Genomic DNA, 25104 nt, shown 5'->3' with positions numbered 1-25104 from the left:
GAGGGATGCCTCCGGTTTCAACTGGCTAGGGTGATCGAGTGGTGAGTGAACAGAGCAGGCCGGCCCTGCAGGTCGACGTACGGCGCCCGGCGCGGGCCGACGCGCGCCGGAACTTCGACGCGCTGCTCGCCGCGGCTCGGGACGCGTTCGCCAACAAGGGGGCCGATGCGTCCCTGGAGGACATCGCCCGCCAGGCGGGTGTCGGCATCGGCACGCTGTACCGGAACTTCCCGACCCGGCAGGACCTGTTCAACGCCGTGTACTTCGGTGAGATCGAGGAGCTCTGCCTCGCGGCCGAGGACGTCGCCGACCTGCCGCCGTGGGAAGCCCTGACCACCTGGCTGCGTCGCTTCGTCCAGTACGCCGCGACGAAGCGGGCGATCTGGGAGTCGCTCAACCGCGATTCGGACCGGTTCAAGACTGCCCGGGAGGCGATGTACGCCGCCGGCACACCGCTGTTCGAACGCGCCCAGGCCGCGGGCGAGGCGCGTACGGACGTCAGCTTCGACGACCTGCTCCGGATGGTCAGCGGCCTGACCGCAGCCGGCTTCGTCGACGACGACCAGCGGGTGCGCGTACTGGAGATCGCCCTCGACGGAGTCCGCGCCCGCTAACCGAGCGAGAGTGCGACGCCGTCCAGGATGTCGTGTTCGGAGACGATGACGTCGTTGACGGTCATGCGGTCGAACAGGCGTTGCAGGATGAGGGCGCCGGCCCCGATCACGTCTACGCGGCCGGGGTGAATCGACGGTACGGCGGAACGCTCGGCGCGGGTGGAGTTCGTCAGCCAGGTCGTGGCGGCGCGGAGTTCTGCCTGGGTGAGGCGTGCGTGGTGGACGGCAGTGCGGTCGTACTCCGGGAGTCGTAAGGCGACCGCGGCCACGCTGGTGACGGTCCCGGCGACGCCGATCAGCGCACGGGCCTCCCGAATGGGCACCGCACAGCGGTCGAGGAGTGCGTCCACGTCTTTGGTGATGGCGGCGAGCTCGTCGGGGGTCGTGGGGTCCGAGGTGATGTGTCGCTCGGTCATGCGAACGGATCCCATGTCGAGGGACTGAGCCGCGATCACTCCGTCAACGTCGCCGAGGACGAGCTCTGTGGAGCCGCCGCCGATGTCGGCGACCAGGTAGGGGCCGGGTACGTGCAGGGCGGCGAGTCCCGCGGTTGCGCCGGTGAAGGTGAGCTCGGCTTCCTCGGCACCCGAGATGATCTCCGGCTCCACGCCGAACCGGAGAGCGATCCCGGTGAAGAACTGGTCCCGGTTGCTCACGTCGCGAGCCGCGGAGGTGGCGACGAACCGGGTCCGGGAGACCCCGGCCGCACGGATCGCTGCGGCGAAGTCGTCGGAGGCCTTGAACACTCGCTCCAGCGCCTCAGGCGCGAAGGCGCCCGTGGAATCCACGCCCTGGCCGAGCCGCACGATGGTCATCCGTCGATCGACTTCATCCAACGAGCCGTCCACCAGATCGGCGATCAACAGGCGGATGGAGTTGGTCCCACAGTCGACGGCGGCGACGCGGCTCGCGGTCCCGGCGGTTCCGGCGGACGCGGCGGGCCTGGTGGACGCAGAGGACGCGGCGGCGTCAGACACACGGGCCTCGGCGGCCCCAGTCGTCCAGGGCTTCCAGGGCCTCGTCGCCGAGCGGGTTCACGCCGGGGCCGACGGCCAAGGAGTGGCCGACCAGGACGTGGAGGCATTTCACGCGAGTGGGCATGCCGCCCGCGGTGATGCCGGCGATCTCCTCGACGTGCTCGATCGATTCGCGGTGGGCCAGATACGACTCGTGCGCCGCCTGATACCACGCAGCCAGCTCGGGATCGGTGGTGAGGCGGTCGGTCATTTCCTTCATCATGCCCTCGGCCTCGAGGGTGCCGATCGCGGACGCCAGGCGCGGGCAGGTCACGTAGTAGGTGGTGGGGAACGGCGTACCGTCCGGCAGGCGCGGCTCGGTCTCGACGACGTCGGGCAGGCCGCAGCTGCAGCGGTGCGCGACGGACCGGATGCCGCGCGGGGTGCGGCCCAGCTGTTTGCCGACCGCTTCTTCGTCCGCAGGACTAACGCTCACCGGGTCACTTTAGGCGACGGGGTGAGGATGGGTTTCGGGGTGGGCTTGGCCGGGGTCGGCGCCACAGCCGGGGCCGGCGGCCTACCCGCTCCCTCGACGCTCCCCCACAGCTTGGTGTACCAGGTCGGCTTCTGGGCTTCCGTCGTACCGTCCGACGGCGCACTGGGCTCCGGCGGTGCGCCCACCGGTTTGCCGTCCGCGCCGATCACGCGGTAGCCGACCTCGCCGGGCATCACCCAGCCGAGCCGCTGCCGCGCCTGCGCCTTCACGAACGCGTCGTCGTTCCAGCGGGCGATCTCGTCGTTCAGCTCGCCGACGCGCTTCTCCCGGTCCCGGATCCCTGCTGCAGCGCGGTGATCTGCTGGTGCTGGTCGAACCACACCCGCAGGCTCTGCGCGTACGACACGATCAGCGCGCCGAGCACGAGCAGTACGACGGCCGCCCGGCCGGTCAGGTTACGCGAGCCCCGGGTGCGAGCCGGGCCGGGCGAGGTCCCCGTCGTACGGCGTTTTGGCTGGTCGCCCCGTCGGGCCGGTGGACGCGACTGGGTCCGGCTCGACGGACGCGAGCCGGGTCGTGCACCGGATTCCCGACGGGACGGCATGTCAGCTCCTGAGGTCAGCCCTGGTACCGCGGGAAGGCCGAGCGACCGGCGTACGCCGCCGCGTCGTCGAGCTCCTCCTCGATCCGGAGCAGCTGGTTGTACTTCGCGGTGCGGTCGGACCGGGCCGGGGCGCCGGACTTGATCTGGCCGCAGTTCGTCGCGACCGCGAGGTCGGCGATCGTGGTGTCCTCGGTCTCGCCCGAGCGGTGGCTCATCATGCAGGTGAAGCCGCTGCGGTGGGCCAGGTCGACCGCGTCCAGGGTCTCGGTCAGCGAACCGATCTGGTTCACCTTGACCAGCAGGCTGTTCGCCGACTTCTCGGTGATGCCGCGCTGCAGCCGCTCGACGTTGGTGACGAACAGGTCGTCACCGACGATCTGGATCTTGTCGCCGAGCTGACCGGTCAGGCTCTTCCAGCCGTCCCAGTCCTCCTCGTTCAGCGGGTCCTCGATCGAGACGATCGGGTACGACGCGACCAGGTCGGCGTAGTAGGCGATCATCTCGTCGGCCGACTTCTTGCCACCCTCGAACGCGTACACGCCGTCGGTGTGGAACTCACTCGCGGCCACGTCCATCGCCAGCGCGATGTCGGTGCCGAGCTTGAGGCCGGCCTTCTCGACCGCGACCGCGATCAGGTCGAGGGCCTCGCGGTTGCTGGCCAGGTTCGGCGCGAAGCCGCCCTCGTCGCCGAGGCCGGTGGACAGGCCGCGCTCCTTCAGCACCGCCTTCAGCGCGTGGTAGACGCCGGCGCCCTGCATCAGCGCCTCGGCGTAGGTGGCCGCGCCGATCGGGGCGATCATGAACTCCTGCACGTCGACGTTGCTGTCCGCGTGCGCGCCGCCGTTGAGGATGTTCATCATCGGCACCGGCAGGACGTGCGCGTTCGGGCCGCCGACGTAGCGGAACAGCGGCAGGCCGGAGCTGTCCGCCGCCGCCTTGGCGACGGCGAGGCTGACGCCGAGGATGGCGTTCGCGCCCAGCTTGGCCTTGTTCGGGGTGCCGTCCAGGTCGAGCAGCGCGTGGTCGATCAGCCGCTGCTCGTGGACGTCGTACCCGACGATCTCCTTGTCGATGTCCTCCAGGATGGCGGTGATCGCCTTCTGGACACCCTTGCCGCCGTACCGGGCCTTGTCACCGTCGCGCAGTTCGACGGCCTCGAACTGACCGGTGGACGCGCCCGAGGGCACGGCCGCCCGGGCGACGGTGTCGTCGTCGAGTAGAACCTCGACCTCGACAGTGGGGTTGCCGCGCGAGTCGAGGATCTCGCGGGCGCCGACGGCCTCGATGGTGGCCACATTGACTCCCAAGTTCTCGATGACGAATCGGTCCCGAGCCTAGCCTCCAGACCACCAGCCTCAGTGGACCGCGTCGGCCCTAACGATCGCATCCGCAGGTACCTCCCGCGTCAGTAACACTCCGTTGGGCGCCCGAAAGACCTCGAGATTGCCGGAATCCACGCCCAGCAAGACTTCTACGGCCGTACGCCGGCCGACCGGGCTGTCCTTCGACGCCGCCAAGTGCACGTGCGTACGCCGTTCTGGCCGCAAGCCTTCCCGCTGGATCGCAGGCAAGGCGGCGCGGGTGGTCCCATGCCAGAGCAGGTGATCGGGGTACACCCGTTCCCAACTGTTCTCCAAGGCTTCACGCGTCACCGGCATCCCATCGAGCGAATGCCCCTGACACGCGCGGATCCGCTCCCCGTCCACCTGCAGCCGCTGCTTGTCGTTCTCCAGCACCGCTGCGTCGAGCCGGTCCCGGGGCAGCTCGAGCAGGTTCAGTACGTCGGCGATCGTCGCCCAACCGTCCGAACTCATCGTGAGACCGCGCTCACCCACCGTGTGCCTGAGCAGCCTGGAGATCGCCCGGCTGTCCCTGCTCACACCAACATCCCCTTCAGCTCGGCCACCCGATCACTCCGGTCCGCGCGGGCGACGACGTAGTACCGGATCGGCGGCAGATCCTTGACCGGGATCTTCCGTACGGCGCCCGTCGTACGCACGGAACCGTTGACGACGGCCGGTCCTATCCCCAGACGGACGAAGTGGACCAGCAGTTCCCACCCTTCGGCCTCGACCGCGACGGACCAGCGGATGCCGTGATCCAGCAGGCTCCGCTCGAGCTGCTGCCGATGCGGCCGATCCTTCGGCGGTACGACGAGTGCCTCGTCCTGGAGGTCCTTCAGCTTCACGCTGCGCCGATCGGCCAGCCGGTGATCGGCCCGGGTGATGAGGGTCTGCGGATACTGCGCCAGCAGTTCACAATCGAGGTCGTCCGGCGGGACTGTGAGCGCGGTGACTCCGATGTCGGCCGAACCGTCACGGACCGCGGCCAGCGTGGCGGACGCGTCGCCGGTGAGCAGCCGCAGCTCGTGACCCTTCCTGAGGATGCGCCGGATCGGTTCGCCGAGCAGATACAGATACGCACCCGACCCAGCCATCAGGACCAGCGGGCGCGGTGGCGCGGCGTCGAGGGATTCCAGGAAGTCGGCCGCGCGGTCCTTCGTGTCGTTCGCGAAGGCGGCCAGCCGTTCGCCGGCGTCGGTCAAGCGGAGCTGCCGGCCGTGTTTCAGGTACAGCCGCGCGCCAAGACGGCTCTCCAGCTTGCGGATGCGAGTGTGCAGCGCGGGCTGGCTGACATGCAACTCGTTCGCCGCGTGCGTGAAGTTGCGATGCCGGGCGAACACCGCGAACGCCTCGAGATCCTCCGCAACCAGAGTCATTAATCCAAACTATAGCTTGTCGACATATAGCTAGTTCTCCTGAAGAGCTCAGACTGTGAGCCTGGAGGTATGAACAGATTGGGAATCGACATCGGCCGGGTGATCATCGACGGCGCTTCGGGATCGGGTGACACGTCGTTCTTCTCCGGCGGCACCGCGGCGATGCTGCGGACTCCCGCCGTGCCGGGTGCTTTCGACGCGATCGCGCGGCTCGTGCCGTTGTTCGGTACGGCGTGGTTGGTGTCGAAGTGTGGCCCGCGCGTACAACAGCGGTCGCTGGCGTGGTTGCGGCATCACGGGTTCTTCGAGCGGACTGGGATTGCCGAGGGCAACGTTCGGTTCTGCCTGCGGCGCCCGGAGAAGGCCATCCACTGCGCCGAACTCGGCATCACCCACTTCGTGGACGACAAGCCGGACGTCATCGCGGCGATCACCCCAGTAGTCCCCCACCGCTACCTCTTCAACAACTGGCCCACAACCGAAACCGCAATCCGCCAAGACCTAGCCCACACCTAACCGCCCACCTCGGGGCTCGATCGTCCGCGCGGCGAGCGAGCGGTCAGCGGTTTGCGGTGGTGAAGGCTTGGTGGGCGTCGGTTAGGCCTTTGTGGTTCTCGGCGGGGCTGGTGATGCCAGTGCGGATGTTGTTGGCGCAGCGCCAGGCGAAGTAGCCGGCTTGGACGGACCATCTGATGGGGAGGAAGGCGTCCAGCCCGGCTCGGATCTCGTGCTCGAGGTCGGCGTGCTGACGGAGGTAGGCGGGTACGACGTGGTCTGGTTGGCCGTCGGCGTACATGACGGCTGACGCTACGTCGTACAGGACGGGACCGTGCATTGCGGCGCCCCAGTCGATCAGGGCGACGGCGTCGTCGGGTTGGCGGAGGAAGGCCTCGGCGGCGGGGTCGCCGTGCAGCCACGCCCACGTCAGCTCGTCGAACGCCCGTACGCCGTTCAGCGCGCTCTCGACGGCCGGACGGATCCAGTCCTCCAGGTCGAAGTACGGCTCGAACTGGGTCACCAGCTGCAGCCAGTCCTCCAGCTCACCGGGTGCGGTCGCCGACAGCTGGTGGACCCGGGCGAGCGCCTCCCCGACGGCCCACTGATCCGCCGCGTCGCCCGTCAGCGGCGTACCGTCGACGAATTCCAGTACGCCGACCTGCCGGTCACCGACGCGCTCGACGACCCGGCCGGCCCGGCTCACCTGTGGCCGGCCCGTGACGAACCCTGCGTCGTCCAGCCGCACGGCCAGCTCCAGGCCGTGCGCGAACGCCGAGTCCCCGGCGTGCACCGACTTCACGACCACCCGCCAGCCATCCGCCGCGGCGAGCCAGGTCTCCGACCCCATCCCGCCGGTCAGCGCCTCCAGCCGCACCGGTTCGAGACCCCACCGCTCCTGCAGCACTCCGGGGACGTCCACGCGCCCACCCTGCCAGGCGGCGGGCCTGTCGAGCATTCGGATTTCTCCGCCGCAAGCCGGACCGCCAGGCCATCACAACGACGCTGCGCGCACGACTCCACGCCTACCCACGGCCAACTTCGGCGAATGTGATGGCCTGGACGTCCGCCCCCGGAGGACGACCGGACCTGTGGCACTCATCAAGCAGCGCGCGGCGGACACTGGGCCGCTCAGCCGTGACCCTTCGGCGGCTGACCCCGGGGTTGGTGAGTGCGCCAAGTCCGCGTCGTTTCCCGGGATGCCGCGTCGGCGTTGGGCGGCGGGGCGGACGGGTCAGGGCTGGGATTCCGTGGTGCGGATCTCGGCGGCCAGCTGCTGGATGGTGGTCCGGAGGGCCTGCTCGGCGTCGACGTCCAGCGTGCGAGCCTCGCGGACCAAGGCCAGCAGCTGCGCGCCGATGCGCTCGGCGTCGGAGTCCGGCGCCGCTGGCGTCGGCTCGGCGTCGGAGTCGGGCGCCCCGGGTGTGGGCTCGGCGCTGGAGTCTGCCGGCGTCGTGTCGGCGGGGAGGACCTTGGCAGCGCGGCCGAGGATCTTGTCGGCGAGGGCCAGCGCGGGGAGGGCCAGGGGGATGCCTTCGAGGACGGACGAGCGTTGCTTCTCGGCGGCCTTGATGGTTTCCCAGTTGGCTTCGACGGCGGCCGCGTCGGCTGCGTCGACGGTGCCGAAGACGTGCGGGTGGCGGCGGACCAGCTTCTCGACGATGTCACCGGAGACGTCGTCGATCGAGAAGCCTTCGTCAGTGTCCTCCTCGGCGATGCGCGAGTGGAAGGCGACCTGCAGCAACAGATCGCCGAGTTCCTCGCGGAGGTGGGCGCGGTCGCCGGTGTCGATGGCCTCGAGGGTTTCGTAGGTCTCTTCGAGGAGGTACTTCGCGAGGCTCTCGTGGGTCTGCTCCTGATCCCACGGGCAGTTGCGGCGGAGGCGGTCCATCACGCTCACGAGGTCGATCAGTCGTGCGCCGGGTACGTCGTACGAGCCGTGCAGGATCTCCACCTCGTACGGCGGTCGCGGGTCGCGCGTGAGCTGGTCGGCGACGACCCGGAGCAGACCGGGCTCGCCATCCTCACCGACGAGCCACGCGACCTGACGGCCGGAGCCGGCCGCGGTCGACAACCAAGCCCAGTGCTCGGCGACGCCGCCCTCGACCCGGGTCACGGTCAGGCCGGAGCCGACAAGCGCCTGCACATCGGGTCGCAGCTGCCCGGCGGATGCGCCGGCGCCAACCGAGTCGGCGTCGGTGAAGGCCTGCCAGGCGGCGCGGGTGAGCAGGCCCGGTGCCACCCGCGGGCTGGTCAGGACGACCGTGATCCCGCCCGTGGTGTCACCAGGCATGCGGCGGCCTCAGCCCTGGCCCTGTTGCTGCTGGGCCTCGGCGGCCTCGCGCCTGGCCTTGGCCTGCGCGGACTCCGAGGACAGTGAGCCGGAGATGTTGCCGTCGATGGCGCCGTCGGTCCACTGGCCGAAGCGCGGCGCGATGGTGACCTTGATGTCCTTCGAGGCGTCCTTGACGGCGGCGATCCCGGCCTGCTGCTTCTGCTGCGCCAGCGGGTCGTTGACGCCGGTGCCACCGCCGAGCTTGATGGTGGTGACGGCGGCCGCCGCGACCTGGTTCAGGAAGTCGCGCGAGACCGTGTCCTGCTGGAACTTCTGGTACGACGCCTCGTCGCGGACCACGAGCTTGGCCGCCTCGGCGATCTCCGCGTCGCTGACCGGGATCGACCGCTCCTCGCGGACCTGCTCGACCAGCGCGTTGTTCACCAGCTCACCCAGCGTGACGTTGGCGTTGAAGTCCTGGCCGAGGGCCGTGGAGACCGCGCGCGAGGTCTTGTCGACGTCGCCGACGCTGATCTCGGTCCCGCCGACCACGGCCGCCGCGCCCGGGTGCGTCCCCGCCGCGCAACCGCCGACCAGCAGCACCGTAGCCACTGCGGCACCGATGGCCCGAAGCCGTCGCGATGTGCTCACCGAATCTCCTCGTTCGTCCAGTTCAGGTTCACGCCGGTACCCCGACCGGTTCGGCGATCACGTCGTCGATCAACCGGGTGCACCACTGCAGCAGCTCCTGATCGCGGAGCGGCTGACCGGCGACCGGCCGGGTGGCAGGTCTCGGCACCAGGATCGTACGCAGTTGCGGCTTGACCAGACTCTTCGGGTACAGCCTGTTCAGCCGGAGCACCTTCGAATCGGGCAGCTCGACCGGTCCGAACCGGATCAGGTTGCCCTGCAGGGTGACGTCGTGCAGGCCGGCCCGGCGGGCGTGGTTGCGGAACTTCGCCACCTCGATCAGGTTCAGCACCGGCTGCGGGATGTCGCCGTACCGATCGTGCAACTCCTCGACCAGCTCGGCGATGCCGTCCTCGTCGCGGACCGCCGCGAGCCGCTGGTACATCTCCAGCCGCAGCCGCTGCGACGGGATGTAGTCGTGCGGCAGGTGCGCGTCGATAGGCAGCTCGATCTTGACCTCGGGTTCCTCGACCTGGGTGTCGCCGCGGTACTCCGCGACCGCCTCGCCGACCAGCCGGACGTACAGGTCGAAGCCGACGTCGGCGATGTGGCCGGACTGCTCGCCGCCGAGCAGGTTGCCGGCGCCACGGATCTCCAGGTCCTTCATCGCGACCGCCATGCCGCCGCCCAGGTCCGCGTGCTGCGCGATCGTGGCGAGCCGGTCGTGCGCGGTCTCGGTCAGCGGCTTCTCCGGCGGGAAGAAGAAGTACGCGTACGCGCGCTCCCGGCCGCGACCGACCCGGCCGCGGAGCTGGTGCAGCTGGGACAGGCCGAGCAGGTCGGCGCGCTCGACGATCATCGTGTTCGCGTTCGAGATGTCGATCCCGGACTCGACGATCGTCGTACACACGATGACGTCGGACTGCTTCTCCCAGAAACCCTGGATGACGTTCTCGAGGGTGTGCTCGTTCATCTGGCCGTGCGCGACGCTCACCCGGGCCTCGGGGACCAGCTGGCGGATCCGGGCGGCGGCCTTCTCGATCGTGTTCACCCGGTTGTGGACGACGAAGACCTGACCCTCGCGGAGCAGCTCGCGCCGGATCGCGGCGGTCACCTGGCCTTCCTCGTAGGCGCCGACGAAGGTCAGCACCGGGTGCCGCTCCTCCGGCGGGGTGGCGATCGTCGACATCTCGCGGATCCCGGTGATCGACATCTCCAGCGTCCGCGGGATCGGCGTCGCGGACATCGTCAGTACGTCGACCGCCGTCCGCAACCGCTTCAGCTGCTCCTTGTGCTCGACGCCGAACCGCTGCTCCTCGTCGACCACGACCAGTCCGAGATCCTTGAACGCGACCTCGCCGCTGAACAGCCGGTGCGTCCCGATCACCACATCGACCGACCCGTCGGCCAGGCCGTCGATGGTGGCCTTGGCCTCCTTGTCGGTCTGGAACCGCGACAGCGGCGCGACGTTCACCGGGAAGGCGGCGTACCGCTCGGCGAAGGTCGCATAGTGCTGCTGCACGAGCAGTGTCGTCGGCACCAGTACGGCGACCTGCTTACCGTCCTGGACCGCCTTGAAGGCCGCCCGTACGGCGATCTCCGTCTTGCCGTAGCCGACGTCACCACACACGATCCGGTCCATTGGCATGACACGTTCCATGTCGTGCTTCACGTCGTCGATGGTGGCCAACTGGTCCGGCGTCTCCACGAACGGGAACGCGTCCTCCAGCTCGGCCTGCCACGGGGTGTCCTTGGCGAAGGCGTGACCCTTGGTCGCCTGCCGGGCGGCGTACAGCTTGATCAGCTCGCCGGCGATCTGCCGGACCGCCTTGCGGGCGCGGCCCTTGCGCTTGGCCCAGTCGCCGCCACCCATCTTGTCCAGCGTTGGCTGCTCGCCACCGACGTACCGGGTGACCTGGTCGAGCTGGTCGGTCGGCACGTACAGCCGGTCGCCGGGTTGCCCGCGCTTGCTCGGGGCGAACTCGATCACGATGTACTCGCGGGTGGCCTTCTGAGCCCCCGTGCCGACGGTCCGCTGCATCATCTCGACGTACCGGCCGACGCCGTGCTGCTCGTGCACGACATAGTCGCCGGGCTGCAGCTCGAGCGGGTCGACCGCCTTCTTCCGCCGGCTCGGCATCCGTTGCGCCGAACGCCGTTCGGCCGCCGACCGCTGGCCGACCAGGTCGTTCTCGGTGAGCACCGCGAACTTGATGCCTTCGGCAATGAACCCGTGGTCCAGCTGGCCCTGCGAGATCAGTACGACGCCGGGCGCCGGGATCTCCTCGATCCCCTCGACCGCCCGGGCCGGCAGCTCGGCCTCGGAGAACACCTCGGCCAGGCGTTGCGCCGGACCGTGGCCCTCGGTGACACACACGACCCGCCAGCCGTCCCGCAACCAGCCTCGGACGTCCTCGACCGCGGCCGCCGTCTCACCGCGGTACGGGTCGACCTCGTGCGCGGCGATGATCCGGCTGCGAACCGCACCCGCGTCCGGGTCGATGTCGAACGAGATCCGCTCACCCATCGAGTCCCGCAGCTCCGGCGTATCGGTCGGCGCGGCCGCGAACGGTGACAGGCTCCACCAGGCCAGCCCTCTGCCCAGGGCCTGCGACCGGACGTCGCCCAGCGACATGTACGCCGCCGCACCCAGGTCGATCGGCGCCTCGCCACCACCGGCGGCCGCGGCCCACGACGCCTCCAGGAACTCCTGGCTGGTCGCGACCAGATCGTGCGCCCGGGCCCGGACCCGCTCGGGGTCGCTCACGACGACGTGCGTACCGGCCGGCATCAGGTCGACCAGCAGCTCCATGTCGTCGACGAGCACCGGAGCCAGCGACTCCATGCCCTCGACCGCATGTCCTTCGGCCAGCTTCTCGAACAGCTCGGCCAGCTCCGGGTGCTCCTTGGCCAGTACGGCGGCGCGCGACCGGACCTCCTCGGTCAGCAGCAGCTCGCGGCACGGCGGAGCCCACAGACCGTGCTCGGCGATCTCCAGCGAGCGCTGGTCGGCGACCGCGAAGTACCGGATCTCTTCGATGTCGTCGCCGAAGAAGTCGACCCGCAGCGGGTGCTCCTCGGTCGGCGGGAAGACGTCGATGATGCCGCCGCGGACCGCGAACTCACCGCGCCGCTCGACCAGATCGACCCGGTGGTACGCAGCTCCGGCGAGCTGCTCGACGACCTCCTCGAGGTCCACGGAGTCGCCGACGTGCAACTGCACGGGCTTCAGATCGGCCAGCCCGGCGACCTGCGGCTGCAGGACGGACCGCACCGGCGCGACCAGGATCTTGATCGGCCCGGTCGTCTCGTCCGACGGGTCCGGGTGCACGAGGCGACGCAGTACGGCGAGCCGCCGGCCGACCGTGTCCGAGCGGGGCGAGAGCCGCTCGTGCGGCAGCGTCTCCCACGCCGGGTAGTAGGCGACCGTGCCGGGCTCGACCAGGCACTGCAGGGCCTCGGTCAGCTCTTCGGCTTCCCGGAAGGTCGCCGTCACCGCGAGTACGGGACGGTCGGCGCCGTTCTGCTCCGACGCGATCGCGGCGAGCAGGACCGGGCGGATCGGGGTCGGCGCGCTCAGGTCGAGGGTCGTGACACCGTCCGCCCTGGCGTCACGAACGGCCTCGGCCACCACCGGATCGGTGATCAGGGTGTCGACCAGACCGCTCAGTTTCACGAGTTGTACTTCCCTTGGGTGGCTTCGAGGCCGTCGGTGAGCAGGGATTCCACCGCGTCCGCGGTCCGGTCCGCGGCGAACGGAAGATCCTTGCGTTCGGTCGAGGAGAACTCGTTGAGGACGAAGTCGGCGGGAGCCTGCCGGCCCGGCGGACGACCCACACCGAACCGGACTCGATAGTACTCACCGGTGCCAAGCGATTTCCGCAGCGACTTGAGCCCGTTGTGGCCGTTGTCGCCGCCGCCGAACTTGCACCGCAGGACGCCGAAGTCGATGTCGAGCTCGTCGTGCACGACCAGCAGGTTGGCCGGTTCCAGCTTGAAGAACTTCAGCAGCCCGGACACCGGGCCGCCGGACTCGTTCATGTACGAGCGGGGTTTGGCCAGCACGGTCCGGATCCCGCTGATCCGGGTCTCGATCACCTCGGCCTTGACCTGCTTGTGCTGCTTCCACTTGCCGCCGGTGCGGGCGGCCAGCTCGTCGGCCACCAGGTGACCGATGTTGTGCCGGGTGCGGGCATAGGAAGGGCCGGGATTCCCCAGTCCGACGACCAACCACACGTCGTCCGCCACGGATCCCGGCCCTTCCTGCTGTCTGTGTAGTGAAGGCGCAGACTACTCGGCGGCGGCGGCCGCCGGCTCCGCGACCGGAGTCGGCTCGTCCCTCTCGATCCCGGCCTCGGCCTCGGCGTCGGCCAGCTCGGCGTCGACCTGCTCGGCGGTCTGGGCCTGGGTGATGTTCACGATCAGGGTGTCCGGCTCGATCGCCAGCGTCGTCCCGGCCGGGAACTGCAGGTCGGAGGCGTGGATCTGGGCGCCGACGTCGAGGCCCTCGATCGAGACGGTGACGCCGTCGGGGATGTGCGTCGCCTCGGCCTCGACCAGGACGCTCGGGTGCTCCAGCACGACCAGCGTGTCGCTGACGGCCTCGCCCTCGAGGTGGACCGCGACCTCGACCTGAACCTTCTCGCCACGACGGACGATGACCAGGTCGACGTGCTCGATGAAGCCCTTGATCGGGTCGCGCTGGACCTGCTTGGGCAGCGCCAGGTGGGACTCGCCGCCCTCGACCTCGATCATCAGCAGGGCGTTGGCGGTCTTCAGGGCCAGCATGGTGTCGTGACCGGGCAGCGTGATGTGCACCGGGTCACTGCCGTGGCCGTAGAGGACGGCGGGAACCTTGTTGTCCCGGCGGATTCGGCGGGCAGCACCCTTGCCGAACTCCGTGCGCGATTCGGCTTGGATCTTGACCTCGGCCACGAGATGAACTCCTCAGGTGCGTTGCGGTGATCAGTTGTCTAGGTGGAACTCGGCTGCGGCCTCAGCGGGCGCCTGGTGACCCCGAGAAGGCGTCAGGCAACGAACCACCGCGTCGATCACGGAGCCGCGCCCATCAGTACTCGGGGGGCGTCCCTCGCCGAGGCAACCAAAACAGTCTACCCACCACCCCGCCCAGACAGGAAATCCGTTCCCCCGGGCACTTCTCTCCCCGTCCGGCTCACCGGTCGTGACCGGTTTTCGGGTGTCCGGTCAGCTGAGTCTGGTCCAGACCTGCCGCAGGGCGCGGGCCGCGTCGCCTTCCAGGCCAGCGTTGTCCAGGGTCTCGGCCAGTTCGTCGAACTCCGGACCCCAGCGCCAGGCCACGCTCCTGAGGTTCTCCGGCAACTGCGGATCCTTGAGCGAACCCGCGTCCGCGCGGACCTGCTGGGCGATCAGCGCGTCCGTGACGCCGTACTTCTCTGCGAGCTGGAAGGCCAGGACCGCCAGGGCCGCCTTGCCCTTGTTGTACAGGGCGTACGACGACTTCGCCGCGCTGGCCGCACCGGGCTCGGCGCCGACCACCATCGCGGTGACCGCGGTGCCGGCCCAGAGCTCGGCCGCTTGCTCAGCGGCGGCGCCGGACAGCATCAGGTGCGTCGGACTCGGGCCACCGGTCGGCGGCGGACCCACCACACCGGCGTCCACAAAGGTCGCCTCCGACACCGCCGACTGGGCCTCGCGCAACGACATCGGGGACAACGGGTTCGCCTCGATGTACAGGCCGCTGAAGCCCGCACTGCCGACCTGCTGGGCGATATCCACCGCGCCTTGCGGTGCACACGAGCACAGCACCGCTTCGGCCTCGCGGACCGCTTCGGCGAACGGCGTACCGATCAGCCCGGCCTCCGCCGCACGCGCGGCCGATGCCTCGCTGCGCCCTTCCGGCACCCAGTGCACTTCATGGCCGGCCGCGACCAGCTGAGCGGCCAACTTCGAGCCCATAGCGCCGGGATGGAAGACAGCGATTCGCATGTGCCAGTCCTCTGGGAGAGCGGTCAGTGGTCTCCAAGATAGGCCAGTACGGCGAGCACCCGGCGGTGCTGTTCATCGTTGGTGATCAGCCCCAGCTTCGCCAAGATGCTGCCGACATGGGTCTCCACGGTCCGCTCGGTCAGGAACAGTCGGCGACCGATGCCGACGTTCGTGCAGCCCTCGGCCATCAGTGCGAGGACCTCACGTTCGCGAGGGGTCAACGGCGCAAGGCGATCGTCGGCGCGCTGGCGTCCGATCAGCCGCGCGACCACCTCGGGATCGAGTGCCGATCCGCCGGAGGCGACCCGGTCCAACGCGTCGAGGAACTCGTCCAGCGCGAGTACGCGATCCTTGAGCAGGTAGCCGAAGCGGCCGGTCGCGACGAGCTCGACCGAGTGCCGGGTCTCGACGTGCTGGGAGAGCAGCACGATGCCCAGCTCGGGGTTCTGCATCCGGAGCCGACGAGCGGCCCGGGCCCCGTCGTCGGTGTGATCGGGCGGCATCCGGATGTCGATCACCGCGAGATCCGGGGTCGTTTCGGCGACCGTGGTCAGCAGGCTGGGCGCGTCCACAGCCAGGCCGGCGATCTCATGCCCCGCATCGGCCAGCAACCGCGCCAGCCCCTCCCGGAACAACGCCGAGTCCTCCCCGATCACGATCCGCACGGCAGCACCGCCTCGATCGTCGTACCCCGGCCGGCTGGACTACGCAGCTCCAGAGAGCCGCCGACCGCCGCCACCCGATCGAGCAACCCGCTCAGACCAGAACCAGGTCTCGGTGCTGCTCCCCCGCAGCCGTCGTCCTCGATCAGCACCCGCACCTCGCCCGTCGACCGGGCCACCCGGACCGCGATCGACGTCGCGTTCGCGTACTTCGCGGCGTTCGTGACAGCCTCGGCCGCCACGAAGTACGCCGTCGTGGCCAGTTCCTCCGGCAGTTCGGACGGGATCTGCAGGCGGACCGGGATCGGCATCGACTGCGTGATCGCGCTCAACGCCGCGTGCAGTCCGTCGTCGAGGCTCGCCGGCCGCAACCCGTGGGCGATCTGCCGCAGCTCAGCGACCGCAGTGGTCAGCTCCGCGACGCCCTGGTCGAGCAGCCCGTCGACATCGACCGACCCGTCGCCCAGATGCCGCTGCGCCAGCCGCATCGCCATCCCCAGCGAGACCAGCCGCTGCTGAGCGCCGTCGTGCAGATCCCGCTCGAGTCGCCTCCGCTCGGCGTCCCCCGCCTGCACCAGCCGCGCCCGGCTCGCCTCGACCTCACGCAGCGCACCGGCCAACTCGGCCCGCAGCCGCGTCACCTCGACCAGACTGGCAGCCCCAGCCGCCACGGCCCTCAGTACGGCGGGACTCGTCGTATCGGACGCCAGTACGCCGATCTGTGCACCACCCAGCATCACCGGAACCAGCTGTGGTCCGCTGACCGGCGTACCGGCGGCATCGACGAAGCCAGAGGCCCCGGGGACGAGTAGACCGACCCGCAACGCCGGATCGCGCAGTGCGGTACGCAGAGCGGACTCCAGCTCCTCCGGCTGCGCCTGCTCGGTGTGGATCCGTCGCTGCAGGTCCTCGATCGCCAGCAGGGCAGCGCGACGTGGTGGGTAGAGCCGCCGGTCGACCGAGCGCTGCAGGCGAGAGCGCAACGGCGACAGGACGAGCGCACACACGGCCGTGGCGGCCGCGGCGACGGCTGCGGAGTCGCTGACGACCAGACCCAGTGATACGGCGGCGACGGCGTACGTGCCGAGGAGGACGACCATCACGATCCCGTACGTGACACTGTCGGCCACCACGCGATCGACGTCGTACAGGTCGTACCGGAGCATCGCCACGCCGACGGACGCCGGGAGGGACACGAGGGCGACGATGCCGACGATGGTCGCGACGATGCCGGTGTCGCCGGTGACGATGATCTCGGCGCCGCAGACGAATGGGTAGAGGACGGCGGCCAGGCCGGCGAGCATCAGCCACTTGAGCTGGGCCCGGACCTTGCCGGTCGACCGGCGGTACCGAATCACCACGGGGACGATCGCGATCAGGCACAGGGCCAGGAAAGCGAAGAACTCGACATCGCTGACGAACCGAAGGCCACCGGTCAGCGGCCTGTACGGTCGAGGTAGGTCACGCAACGGGGACAGAAAGGGCTCCGAGGCTCGGACACCGAAGACCTGTTGCGCCACGCCGAGCGCCAGCAAGGCCGGTGGGACCGGTCTCCAGCGGCGGCTCACCAGGCGACCGGTCGGGAAGTAGATCAGCAGGAACGCGACCGCGACCAGCAGCCACCAGCCGCTCTCCTCGAGCCAGGCCACGACCCTGCTGTCCAACGGCAGGCGCCCGGGATTGTGCACCACGGCGTTGTAGTAGACGTCGCGTGCGGTCAGGAAGAGCGCGATCGCGCCGATCCAGCCGAGGATCGCGCCGACCGGGTTGGCCGGTTCACGCCGGCTGACAGCAAGCCCCAGCACGGCGATCGCGGTACCGATCGCGGCCAGGCCGACGAAGTTCCGGAGCGTGTGCGGCCCGGTGCGGTACGCGATCAGCAGCCAGGAACTCCCCGCGACCATCGCAACGACGATCAGGAAGGTGCCGAGCGCGCCCCACCGCGGCCACCGCATGTCGTCAGCGTAAGTCCGCCGTACTCCGGACGGCTCCGAGCCAGCACTGAGGCCGGCGTCCGTACCGGCTCCGATGTGCCGGCCCGGGGATCGGGCATTCGCTGAACCTGTCCGATTTCTCTCGCAGGGGGTCAGCATGTCCACCGAAACTGTCCGGCCAGCCGTCGCTCCGTCCGCCGATCCGGTCACCCGCCGGCGCATCGGCGCAGTCGGCCTGGTTCTCACTATCAGCAACCTCATCGCGATGCCGGGCGGCGTGCTCTGGCCCGAACCGTCCGGCGGCGGCGAGACCTACTCGTACGCCGACATCCAGCCGCTGCGGGACCGCTGGTGGGGGCTGCTGGTGCTCCTGGCCGCGGGCGCGCTGCTGGGTGTGCCGGCCCAGGCGTTCCTCACCACCTACCTCGTCCGCAAGCGCGGCGCCGCCTGGGCCACCGCGGGCGGCTTGATGATGTGGATCGGCATCGCGTTCCAAGCGGTCGGCGTCGGCGGGCTGGCGGCGGCGTACTACTTCGCCACCGGAGTCGACGCCACGGCCGGTACGCCGGTGATTGCCAGCGCCAACGACGACCTGCTGCACCTCTTCGGCCCGATGCTCGCCGGCGCGCTGCTGGTTGCCATCGGCACGGTCGTCCAGGTGGTCGGGTTGTGGCGGTCGCACGCCGTACCCCGCTGGGTCCCGCTGCTCGTGCTCTTCATCGTGATCAGCTTCGTGGTCCCGGGCAACGGGTGGATCGGGCTGACCGTCCAGGTGCCGATGGCAACGGGCGGTATCGCGATCGCGTACTACGCGTGGCGGCGTACCGCCGTCGATTAGTACGGCGAGGAGGCAACGCGCTACCCCTCGTCGTCAGGTGGGCCGAGCCGTTGTCACCGCATGGTGCCGGGTGCAGCTTGGAAGGAACAGCGGATCTCTGGGGAGGGGAATCCAATGGGCGAGAACGCAGTGGGACGCCGCCAGGCGTTGAGGGGTGCAGGAATCGCCGCGGGTGGTGTGGCGATCGCTGGGCTGGCGACGGCCACGCCTGCGGTGGCGGGCAACGACAACGGGCTGCTCGGCAGCTGGATGTGCGTGCGTCAGGACGACGGTACGACCGACAAGATCCGGCTCGTGTTGAGCTTCGCCGGCGGCGGCGTGTTCGTGTCGCACGACATCAGCCCTGCCGGACCACCGTTCACCGGTACCTGGTCGAGTAAGGGCAAGTCGTTCCGGGCGACCTTCTGGAGCGGCTTCCCGGGCGAGCAGGGCCCGGACTCGGTTGGGCCGACGGTCCGGGTGCAGCTGAGGGGGGCGCTGTCGCACGGCATGATCTCGGCGACCTACCGGGTCACCGTGTTCGCTCCAGGCAGCGCGACCGAGGTGGTGGAGACGGTCACCGGGAAGCTGACGGGACGGCGGATCAACGCCTGACCGACCACGTCAGGGCGTACGGCGTGACGTCGTACGCCCTGCTGTCTAGGCGCGGCCCTCGAACAGGCTGGTCACCGAGCCGTCCTCGAAGACCTCGCGGATGGCCCGGCTGATCAGCGGCGCGATCGACAGCTCGGTGAGCTTGTCGAACCGGCGGTCCTCGGCGATCGGCAGCGTGTTCGTGACGATCACCTCGCTGGCCTGGCAGTTCTTCAGCCGGTCCACCGCGGGACCGGACAGGATCGCGTGGGTCGCGGCGATCACCACGCCGGCGGCGCCTTCGGCGTACAGCGCGTCGGCCGCCTTCGTGATGGTCCCGGCGGTGTCGATCATGTCGTCGACCAGGATGCAGACCCGGCCCTTGACCTCACCGACGACCCGGTTCGCCATGGTCTCGTTCGGCCGCTCGATGTCGCGGGTCTTGTGGATGAAGGCCAGCGGCGCGTTGTTCAGCCGGGCCGACCACTGCTCGGCCACCTTGATCCGGCCGGCGTCCGGGGAGACCACGGCCAGCTGCTGGTCGCCGTACTTGTTCCGGACGTACTCGCTCAGGATCGGCATCGCCATCAGGTGGTCCACCGGGCCGTCGAAGAAGCCCTGGATCTGCGACGTGTGCAGGTCGACACAGATCAGCCGGTTCGCGCCGGCGGTCTTGAACAGGTCCGCCATCAGCCGGGCCGAGATCGGCTCGCGACCACGGTGCTTCTTGTCCTGCCGCGCGTACCCGTAGAACGGCAGGACGACGGTGATCCGCTTGGCCGACGCCCGCTTCAGCGCGTCGACCATGATCAGCTGCTCCATGATCCACTCGTTGATCGGCGAGGTGTGGCTCTGGATCACGAAGGCGTCGCTGCCCCGGACCGACTCCTCGAACCGGACGTAGATCTCGCCGTTGGCGAAGTCGTACGCCGAGGTCGGGACCAGGCCGGCGCCGAGCTGCTCGGCCACCTCCTCGGCCAGACCGGGGTGAGCCCGGCCGGAGAACACCATCAGGTTCTTCTCGGTGGTTCGCTTCATCCCGCTCATGGCCAGTCTCCCGTTACGCCGTCTCGCCAGTGTCGCCCTGCGCGGGCTGTTCCGCCGCGAGAGCTTCTTCGGCCGCCTTGGCGGTCTTGGTCCCGGCCCGCTTGCGCGCGACCCAGCCCTTGATGTTGCGCTGCCGGCCCCGGGCCACCGCGATCTCGCCCGGGCCGACGTCCTCGGTCAGCGCGGTCCCGGCGGCCAGGTACGCGCCGTCGGCGACCGTCCGCGGCGCGACGATGACCGAGTTGCTGCCGATGAACGAGTGCTTGCCGATGTGGGTCGGGTGCTTCGCGACCCCGTCGTAGTTCGCGAAGATCGTGCCGGCGCCGATGTTCGCACCGTCGCCGATCGTCGCGTCCCCGGCGTACGTCAGGTGCGGCACCTTGGCGCCGTCGCCGATGGTGGAGTTCTTGGTCTCGACGAAGGTGCCGATCTTGCCCTTCACGCCCAGCTTGGTGCCGGGGCGGAGGTAGGCGAACGGGCCGACAGACGCTCCGGGGCCGATTTCCGAGCTGGATCCGTGCGTGCGGATGATCGTCGCGCCCTCGCCGATCTGTACGTCCGTGAGGGTGGTGTCCGGACCGATCGTGGCGCCGGTCTCCACAGTGGTTTCGCCGTGGAGCTGGGTGTTCGGCAGCAGGGTGACATCGCGGGCGAGCTGGACGGTCTGGTCGACCCAGGTGGTGTTCGGGTCGACGATCGTGACGCCGTCGCGCATCAGTTTGTCGAGCGTACGGCGGTTCAGCTCGGCGCGGAGCGTGGCCAGCTGGACGCGGTCGTTGACGCCCTCGGTCTGCATCGCGTCCTCGGTGACGTGCGCGCCGACTCGCTTGCCGTCGTTCCGGGCGATCGCCAGTACGTCGGTCAGGTACAGCTCGCCCTGCGCGTTGTCGGTGGTCAGCCGGCTCAGCCCGTCGCGCAGCGTGGCCGCGTCGAACACGTAGATCCCGGCGTTGATCTCGTCGATCTCCCGCTGCTCGGGCGTCGCGTCCTTGTGCTCGACGATCCCGGCGACCGTGCCGTCCTCGCCCGCGATGATCCGCCCGTACCCGGTCGGGTCCGGCACGCGGGCGGTCAGGACCGTGACCGCGTTGCCATGCTTGTCGTGCTCGGCGATCAGCTCGTGCAGCGTCTCCGCCTCGAGCAGCGGTACGTCTCCGGACGTCACGATCACCGAGCCGTCGAAGTCCACCGGTACGGCGGTCAGCCCGGCCCGGACCGCGTCACCGGTGCCGAGCTGCTGCTCCTGGACGGCGGTCTTCACCTCCGGATCGACGCTGGCGAGGTGGGCCTCGACCAGCTCGCGGCCGTTGCCGACCACGACGACGAGGTGTTCGGGGGCGAGTGCCCGGGCGGTGACCACGGCGTGCCCGACGAGGCTGCGCCCGCCGATCTCGTGCAACACCTTCGGGGTCGCCGATTTCATCCGGGTTCCGAGCCCGGCGGCCATGATGACGACCGCCGCGGGGCGATGGGAAGTCACGCGGTCTTCTCCTCGAGTTCCCTGCGAGTTTCTCGAACAAGTATCAGCATGGGCACTCGAACCAGTGCCCGCGCAAGCCTACTTGCTCATCAGAACGCCCTTGACCAGATCCCACGGCCGTGATCGGTCTCACGTTGCGTCTTCGGTCACTCTCCGTGTTGGATCCGCCGCCGTGGTACTCATCTGAGGTGTACATCCGTTACCAGAGCCCCACCCCCGACCACCGCGGCCGCCACATCGGAATCTTCGGCCTGGTCAACCAGCTCGGGCACCGCGGCCTCCTGACTCCTGAGGAAGAAGCCTTCCGCCGCGAGAACAACGCCTGGTACGACGCCACGTACACCAACCCGTCGCACGTCGACCCCACCGTCTACGCCGACAACCTCCTGGCGGCCGCCTGGTTCAAACCCACCGCCACCCACCTCTTCGACCGAATCCCCGGCTACCTCACCATCCTCGCCGCCCACGCCATCCCCTGCACCCGCCACACCTCCCCCAACCCCGGCCAAATCCTCTACGAAGACCCCCACCAAATAGTCGTCATCCCCCACTGACGGATAGGAGCACAGCGATGGGCCTGACTCTCGGAGCGATCGTGCTGAACACCAACGACCTCGGACCTGCCGCCGAGTTCTGGAAGCAGGCCCTGGGGTACGACGCCTCCCCGGACAATCCCGACTTCCTCATCCCTCGCCGCGGCCCCGCCACTCGCCTCCACCTCGACGAGACCGACCGTACGCACCTCGACCTCTGGGTCGACCGCACCACCTCGACCCTCGACTCCGAGGTAGACCGCCTGATCGGTCTGGGCGCCACCCGCGTCGAAGACTGGACCTACCCACCAGACGCGGACTTCGTCGTACTAGCGGCCCCCGACGGCACCGTCTTCTGCGTCATCGAATGACTGGGGTGCTGCCCTCGAAGAAAGAAGGCAGCGACTCGAGCGGTGCGATGCTCGCCGGCGGGAACTGCTGCGGAGGACCGACCGAGCCTTGCTCGGTGCCGCGCAGGTGCCGCTCGACAAAGCGTTGGGTGTTCCTGAGGACCGTGGCGCACTGGGCACCTGTGATCTCGCCACTGCTCAGAGCATCAGCAAGGTCGTCGAGATCCAGTACGTGATAGCGACCAGCACCGGGCGGTACGAGAAAGTCGGCGTAGAGGTCATGGACGACAAGTCCAGCCTCGGTGCGTTCGACGTCGACCAGGTCGACGTACCACCAGCCCTCCACCGGGCCTACGAACACAACCGGCCTGGTCAACTGGATGCCCTGGTCAAGCAACAGATAGCTGCGATCGACGGTCGGCCGTCCAGCCACCTGATACTCGGGCAGGATCCGTACGTCGTACGCGACAACCTCTCCGATCCGGCGGCCGGGACACCACTGCCCCGTGCGATGAAGGACCCGAACGTTCTCGATGGGCGGCGTCGTGGTCACCTCGCGACCCTCTCATGACTGTCGGTGAGCTCTGGAATGCTGCCCGCATGGAGAGTTTCGTGGACGTCGGCGACGTCACCCTGTACGTCCATGAGCTCGGTCAACGCACCGGCAAGCCCTCCCTGGTAGTGATGCACGGCGGCCCGGACGTCGGCCACGGCTACCTGCTCCCCGGCTTCGAGCCCCTGGCCCGCGACCACCACATCGTCCTCTTCGACTTCCGCGGCTGCGGCCGGAGCACGCGCGGGCTCCCGGACGACGAGCTCCAACCGGAGTACGTCGTACAAGACACCCACCGCCTGATCGACAAGCTTGGCCTCGGACAGGTGGACCTCCTCGGCTTCTCCACCGGCGGCCGCGCCGCGATGCACTTCGTGGACAAGCACCCGCAGCAGGTCCGCCGCCTGGTGCTGGCATCGACCACCGCCTACAGCAGCACCGAAAGCGCCCAATACCTAGCCGGCTGGCAGGAGTACGAACGCCGCGAACGGCGCCCTCCGCAACTCCACGATCTTCGTCTGGAACCTGGACCTCGCGCCCGCCTATCTCGAACTCCTCCAAGCCATCGGCCCAGACCTGGGCGACTGGTCCGAGGAACGCGCGATCCAAGGCCTCATGCACCCCTGGTGCCCCGGCGACCCCGAACAGATCCTCCGCAACTTCCCCAACCCCATCCTCATCCTCCACGGCGAAAAAGACATGGGCTTTCCCCTCCAACTAGCCCACCGCCTCCACGCCGCCGTCCCCACCACCCAACTAGCCGTAATCCCCAACACCGCCCACATGTGCCAGTTCGAAAAGCCCACGCTCTGGTCCGACCGCATCCGCCAATTCCTCACCTAACCGCATGCCTCGTCGTCGATCTCGGCGAGTGCTGTACGCCGTCCGCGTCGCCTGCACCGCCACTCAAGCGACCTTGTGCACCGGGTCCGCACGACGTCGCGCGTAGCTCACCAAGGTCGTGCAAAAAGTCAGGAATGACTCCAGCCGCGTCTGCTCACCCCGGCCTGAGCGTGATCCCGTCACGGCCGCGGCTGCTCGTCCACGCGGTCTGTTGGCACCTTCCGTTCGGTAGGTTCCGGTCGGGAGGTGCCGGTGATGGTCGATCTCAAGGCTGAGCTGTTGAGAGTTCTGCAGGGCAGCCGGGCGGCAATGCTCGCCAAGCTGGACGGCTTGCCGGAGTACGACCGCCGCCGTCCAGCGACTCCAACAGGCACGAACCTGCTCGGCTTGGTCAAGCATCTGGCCGGCCTGGAGTACGGCTATCTCGGTCAGTCGTTCGGCCGCCCACCCATCGTGCGCCCGTCTTGGTTCCGAGACGACCCGTACTCCGAGATCGACATGTGGGCCACACCCGACGAATCGAGCGACTACATCACCGACGTCTACCGGCAGGCCGGCACTCATTCCGACCTCACTGTCGCCGAGCTCGACCTAGACAGCCCAGGCCACGTAGCGCATTGGGCCGAAGGCCACCAGGAGACAACGTTGGGCGTCCTGTTGATCAGGATGGTCGCCGAGACACAACAGCACGCCGGCCACGCCGACATCATCCGCGAACTGATCGACGGCCGAATCGGCGGCAACGAGGCAACCGTCGATGCAGACGCGACCTTCTGGCACAACAGAAGAACCGCCGTTCAAGAGGCCGCCAACCACTTCCGCGCACAGTGAGCCGACCGGGCGAGAATCCCATCGCCTCCGGCCGGACCGGGTTGTTAGGTTCCGTGCATGATCGCTTGAGATAACGACAGCCTCATCGATGCGGCCGTAGCCGTGCTGCATCCTCACCATGTCGCTGACCGAGTCTTCGGCGACGTGGCGTCGGCCCTCATAACTGACGCCGGCAACGTGTACGTCGGTGTCTGCATCGACACCGCGAGCGGTACGGGATTCTGTGCCGAGCATGCGGCCATCGCGGCATGGTGACTGCCCGCGAGTACAAGATCGCCAAGATCGTGGCCGTCTGCGGAGGCGAGGAGGGCGCCCTCCACGTCGTCCCACCCTGCGGCCGCTGCCGAGAGTTCATCCGCCAGATCGACCCGGCGAACCTCGACACCGAGGTAGTCCTAGGCAGACACCAAACGTCCAGCCTCCGCGACCTCCTACCCGCCAACACCTGGCCCGCACCACTGACCTGAGCGCCGCAGAAGCTTGGATAGACAGCGGCGGTAATCGGGATCCGTCGGACCGGCGCTGATGTTGACGGCGTCGCTCGTGGTGCTGTGGTGTCGCGGCGACTGCTACGGGAACTCGCCGAAGAGAGCGGGCAGCGTCCGAACTCCCTCGATTCGCGGGCGTAGCGCGCATCCGAGTCGCACCCGACCACCGTCTCGAGTCTCTGGCGATCTACCTAGGACAGATTGCCGCGCCGCAGC

The 25104-nt window shown here is 69.0% G+C and carries 28 protein-coding genes; 9 read left to right on the top strand and 19 right to left on the bottom strand.

Annotated features, from left to right (window positions below; all coding sequences use genetic code 11):
* The first annotated feature begins 41 nt into the window (after positions 1-41).
* Positions 42-614 (top strand): TetR/AcrR family transcriptional regulator, encoded by a 573-nt coding sequence (locus tag AB0E63_RS06565; RefSeq protein WP_360362385.1) that lies wholly within the window; start codon positions 42-44, stop codon positions 612-614.
* Here the strand turns inward: AB0E63_RS06565 and AB0E63_RS06560 are convergent.
* The 7 genes from AB0E63_RS06560 to AB0E63_RS06530 form a co-directional block, all read right to left on the bottom strand.
* Positions 611-1486: a Ppx/GppA phosphatase family protein gene (locus tag AB0E63_RS06560; protein ID WP_360362871.1), complete on the bottom strand. Its 876-nt coding sequence runs from the start codon at positions 1484-1486 to the stop codon at positions 611-613. The two genes, AB0E63_RS06565 and AB0E63_RS06560, sit on opposite strands and share 4 nt — an antisense overlap.
* 97 nt (positions 1487-1583) lie before the next feature.
* Positions 1584-2066: a DUF501 domain-containing protein gene (locus tag AB0E63_RS06555; protein WP_360362382.1), complete on the bottom strand. Its 483-nt coding sequence runs from the start codon at positions 2064-2066 to the stop codon at positions 1584-1586.
* On the bottom strand, positions 2063-2446 hold the full coding sequence (locus tag AB0E63_RS06550; RefSeq protein WP_360362379.1) for a septum formation initiator family protein: 384 nt from the start codon (positions 2444-2446) through the stop codon (positions 2063-2065). Before AB0E63_RS06550 ends, AB0E63_RS06555 begins: the two co-directional genes overlap by 4 nt.
* The gene (locus AB0E63_RS06545; protein ID WP_360362376.1) at positions 2371-2670 is read right to left on the bottom strand and encodes a hypothetical protein; all 300 of its coding nucleotides are present in this window, start codon (positions 2668-2670) and stop codon (positions 2371-2373) included. The genes AB0E63_RS06550 and AB0E63_RS06545 overlap by 76 nt, the downstream gene beginning before the upstream one ends.
* 14 nt (positions 2671-2684) lie before the next feature.
* On the bottom strand, positions 2685-3965 hold the full coding sequence (gene eno, locus AB0E63_RS06540) for a phosphopyruvate hydratase (protein ID WP_360362373.1): 1281 nt from the start codon (positions 3963-3965) through the stop codon (positions 2685-2687).
* A 60-nt stretch (positions 3966-4025) separates the two neighbouring features.
* The gene (locus AB0E63_RS06535) at positions 4026-4550 is read right to left on the bottom strand and encodes a tRNA 2'-phosphotransferase (protein ID WP_360362370.1); all 525 of its coding nucleotides are present in this window, start codon (positions 4548-4550) and stop codon (positions 4026-4028) included.
* On the bottom strand, positions 4547-5389 hold the full coding sequence (locus AB0E63_RS06530; RefSeq protein WP_360362368.1) for a LysR family transcriptional regulator: 843 nt from the start codon (positions 5387-5389) through the stop codon (positions 4547-4549). Before AB0E63_RS06530 ends, AB0E63_RS06535 begins: the two co-directional genes overlap by 4 nt.
* A gap of 69 nt (positions 5390-5458) precedes the next feature.
* Here AB0E63_RS06530 and AB0E63_RS06525 point away from each other — a divergent pair, with 69 nt between their 5' ends.
* A complete protein-coding gene (locus tag AB0E63_RS06525) occupies positions 5459-5905 on the top strand; it encodes a hypothetical protein (RefSeq protein ID WP_360362366.1) in 447 nt (148 codons plus the stop codon).
* A 43-nt stretch (positions 5906-5948) separates the two neighbouring features.
* Here AB0E63_RS06525 and AB0E63_RS06520 read toward each other — a convergent pair whose 3' ends face one another.
* From AB0E63_RS06520 to AB0E63_RS06480, 9 genes are all read right to left on the bottom strand, one after another.
* On the bottom strand, positions 5949-6806 hold the full coding sequence (locus AB0E63_RS06520; RefSeq protein WP_360362363.1) for a phosphotransferase: 858 nt from the start codon (positions 6804-6806) through the stop codon (positions 5949-5951).
* Between the two features lie 312 nt (positions 6807-7118).
* Complete coding sequence (locus AB0E63_RS06515) at positions 7119-8177, bottom strand: MazG family protein (RefSeq protein WP_360362360.1); 1059 nt, start codon at positions 8175-8177, stop codon at positions 7119-7121.
* Between the two features lie 9 nt (positions 8178-8186).
* A complete protein-coding gene (locus AB0E63_RS06510; RefSeq protein WP_360362357.1) occupies positions 8187-8810 on the bottom strand; it encodes a hypothetical protein in 624 nt (207 codons plus the stop codon).
* Positions 8811-8838: 28 nt separating this feature from the next.
* Positions 8839-12465, bottom strand: a complete 3627-nt coding sequence (gene mfd, locus AB0E63_RS06505) for a transcription-repair coupling factor (RefSeq protein ID WP_360362355.1) — start codon at positions 12463-12465, stop codon at positions 8839-8841.
* Positions 12462-13037: an aminoacyl-tRNA hydrolase gene (gene pth, locus AB0E63_RS06500; protein WP_360362352.1), complete on the bottom strand. Its 576-nt coding sequence runs from the start codon at positions 13035-13037 to the stop codon at positions 12462-12464. The genes mfd and pth overlap by 4 nt, the downstream gene beginning before the upstream one ends.
* Positions 13038-13079: 42 nt before the next feature.
* Complete coding sequence (locus AB0E63_RS06495) at positions 13080-13724, bottom strand: 50S ribosomal protein L25/general stress protein Ctc (RefSeq protein WP_360362349.1); 645 nt, start codon at positions 13722-13724, stop codon at positions 13080-13082.
* A 270-nt stretch (positions 13725-13994) separates the two neighbouring features.
* Complete coding sequence (locus AB0E63_RS06490; protein WP_360362346.1) at positions 13995-14756, bottom strand: DUF1932 domain-containing protein; 762 nt, start codon at positions 14754-14756, stop codon at positions 13995-13997.
* A 23-nt stretch (positions 14757-14779) separates the two neighbouring features.
* Positions 14780-15421, bottom strand: coding sequence for a response regulator transcription factor (locus AB0E63_RS06485; RefSeq protein WP_360362344.1), 642 nt, complete (start codon positions 15419-15421; stop codon positions 14780-14782).
* Positions 15409-17373 carry a histidine kinase gene (locus AB0E63_RS06480; protein WP_360362341.1) on the bottom strand — a complete coding sequence of 655 codons (1965 nt, stop codon included), beginning with the start codon at positions 17371-17373 and terminating at the stop codon, positions 15409-15411. Before AB0E63_RS06480 ends, AB0E63_RS06485 begins: the two co-directional genes overlap by 13 nt.
* Before the next feature lie 136 nt (positions 17374-17509).
* Between AB0E63_RS06480 and AB0E63_RS06475 the strand changes: the two genes are divergently transcribed.
* Together AB0E63_RS06475 and AB0E63_RS06470 are read left to right on the top strand one after the other, a co-directional pair.
* A complete protein-coding gene (locus tag AB0E63_RS06475) occupies positions 17510-18190 on the top strand; it encodes a hypothetical protein (protein ID WP_360362338.1) in 681 nt (226 codons plus the stop codon).
* Between the two features lie 114 nt (positions 18191-18304).
* Positions 18305-18784, top strand: a complete 480-nt coding sequence (locus AB0E63_RS06470) for a hypothetical protein (RefSeq protein ID WP_360362335.1) — start codon at positions 18305-18307, stop codon at positions 18782-18784.
* A gap of 45 nt (positions 18785-18829) precedes the next feature.
* Here the strand turns inward: AB0E63_RS06470 and AB0E63_RS06465 are convergent, their stop codons facing one another.
* Together AB0E63_RS06465 and glmU are read right to left on the bottom strand one after the other, a co-directional pair.
* Positions 18830-19810 carry a ribose-phosphate diphosphokinase gene (locus AB0E63_RS06465; protein WP_360362332.1) on the bottom strand — a complete coding sequence of 327 codons (981 nt, stop codon included), beginning with the start codon at positions 19808-19810 and terminating at the stop codon, positions 18830-18832.
* 13 nt (positions 19811-19823) lie between these two features.
* Complete coding sequence (gene glmU, locus AB0E63_RS06460; protein WP_360362329.1) at positions 19824-21290, bottom strand: bifunctional UDP-N-acetylglucosamine diphosphorylase/glucosamine-1-phosphate N-acetyltransferase GlmU; 1467 nt, start codon at positions 21288-21290, stop codon at positions 19824-19826.
* 188 nt (positions 21291-21478) lie between these two features.
* On the opposite strand from glmU, the gene AB0E63_RS06455 reads away from it, so the two are divergent.
* Together AB0E63_RS06455 and AB0E63_RS06450 are read left to right on the top strand one after the other, a co-directional pair.
* Positions 21479-21844, top strand: a complete 366-nt coding sequence (locus tag AB0E63_RS06455; RefSeq protein ID WP_360362326.1) for a hypothetical protein — start codon at positions 21479-21481, stop codon at positions 21842-21844.
* Between the two features lie 17 nt (positions 21845-21861).
* Entirely contained in the window at positions 21862-22194 is a 333-nt protein-coding gene (locus tag AB0E63_RS06450; RefSeq protein WP_360362323.1) for a VOC family protein, read from the top strand.
* On the opposite strand, the gene AB0E63_RS06445 is transcribed toward AB0E63_RS06450, so the two are convergent.
* Positions 22184-22726: a hypothetical protein gene (locus AB0E63_RS06445; protein ID WP_360362320.1), complete on the bottom strand. Its 543-nt coding sequence runs from the start codon at positions 22724-22726 to the stop codon at positions 22184-22186. The two genes, AB0E63_RS06450 and AB0E63_RS06445, sit on opposite strands and share 11 nt — an antisense overlap.
* A gap of 14 nt (positions 22727-22740) precedes the next feature.
* Here AB0E63_RS06445 and AB0E63_RS06440 point away from each other — a divergent pair, with 14 nt between their 5' ends.
* The 3 genes from AB0E63_RS06440 (at position 22741) to AB0E63_RS06430 (ending at position 24867) form a co-directional block, all read left to right on the top strand.
* On the top strand, positions 22741-23844 hold the full coding sequence (locus AB0E63_RS06440) for an alpha/beta fold hydrolase (protein ID WP_360362318.1): 1104 nt from the start codon (positions 22741-22743) through the stop codon (positions 23842-23844).
* Complete coding sequence (locus tag AB0E63_RS06435) at positions 23825-24400, top strand: DinB family protein (RefSeq protein ID WP_360362315.1); 576 nt, start codon at positions 23825-23827, stop codon at positions 24398-24400. The genes AB0E63_RS06440 and AB0E63_RS06435 overlap by 20 nt, the downstream gene beginning before the upstream one ends.
* 248 nt (positions 24401-24648) lie before the next feature.
* On the top strand, positions 24649-24867 hold the full coding sequence (locus AB0E63_RS06430; protein ID WP_360362313.1) for a hypothetical protein: 219 nt from the start codon (positions 24649-24651) through the stop codon (positions 24865-24867).
* Positions 24868-25104: the final 237 nt, after the last annotated feature.

The sequence above is a fragment of the Kribbella sp. NPDC026596 genome (genome assembly GCF_040638415.1).
GTDB lineage: Bacteria > Actinomycetota > Actinomycetes > Propionibacteriales > Kribbellaceae > Kribbella.
Note: the sequence above shows the minus strand (reverse complement) of the source record. Positions and strands in the feature narration are given on the sequence as shown.

What these genes read in the sequence shown, in the direction of transcription:
- AB0E63_RS06545 (WP_360362376.1), bottom strand. Translation starts at nt 2,670, where the DNA reads ATGCCGTCCCGTCGGGAATCCGGTGCACGACCCGGCTCGCGTCCGTCG.
- AB0E63_RS06530 (WP_360362368.1), bottom strand. Translation starts at nt 5,389, where the DNA reads ATGACTCTGGTTGCGGAGGATCTCGAGGCGTTCGCGGTGTTCGCCCGG.
- AB0E63_RS06525 (WP_360362366.1), top strand. Translation starts at nt 5,459, where the DNA reads ATGAACAGATTGGGAATCGACATCGGCCGGGTGATCATCGACGGCGCT.
- AB0E63_RS06515 (WP_360362360.1), bottom strand. Translation starts at nt 8,177, where the DNA reads ATGCCTGGTGACACCACGGGCGGGATCACGGTCGTCCTGACCAGCCCG.
- AB0E63_RS06490 (WP_360362346.1), bottom strand. Translation starts at nt 14,756, where the DNA reads ATGCGAATCGCTGTCTTCCATCCCGGCGCTATGGGCTCGAAGTTGGCC.
- AB0E63_RS06480 (WP_360362341.1), bottom strand. Translation starts at nt 17,373, where the DNA reads ATGCGGTGGCCGCGGTGGGGCGCGCTCGGCACCTTCCTGATCGTCGTT.
- AB0E63_RS06475 (WP_360362338.1), top strand. Translation starts at nt 17,510, where the DNA reads ATGTCCACCGAAACTGTCCGGCCAGCCGTCGCTCCGTCCGCCGATCCG.
- AB0E63_RS06470 (WP_360362335.1), top strand. Translation starts at nt 18,305, where the DNA reads ATGGGCGAGAACGCAGTGGGACGCCGCCAGGCGTTGAGGGGTGCAGGA.
- AB0E63_RS06465 (WP_360362332.1), bottom strand. Translation starts at nt 19,810, where the DNA reads ATGAGCGGGATGAAGCGAACCACCGAGAAGAACCTGATGGTGTTCTCC.
- AB0E63_RS06450 (WP_360362323.1), top strand. Translation starts at nt 21,862, where the DNA reads ATGGGCCTGACTCTCGGAGCGATCGTGCTGAACACCAACGACCTCGGA.
- AB0E63_RS06440 (WP_360362318.1), top strand. Translation starts at nt 22,741, where the DNA reads ATGACTGTCGGTGAGCTCTGGAATGCTGCCCGCATGGAGAGTTTCGTG.
- AB0E63_RS06435 (WP_360362315.1), top strand. Translation starts at nt 23,825, where the DNA reads ATGGTCGATCTCAAGGCTGAGCTGTTGAGAGTTCTGCAGGGCAGCCGG.
- AB0E63_RS06430 (WP_360362313.1), top strand. Translation starts at nt 24,649, where the DNA reads ATGGTGACTGCCCGCGAGTACAAGATCGCCAAGATCGTGGCCGTCTGC.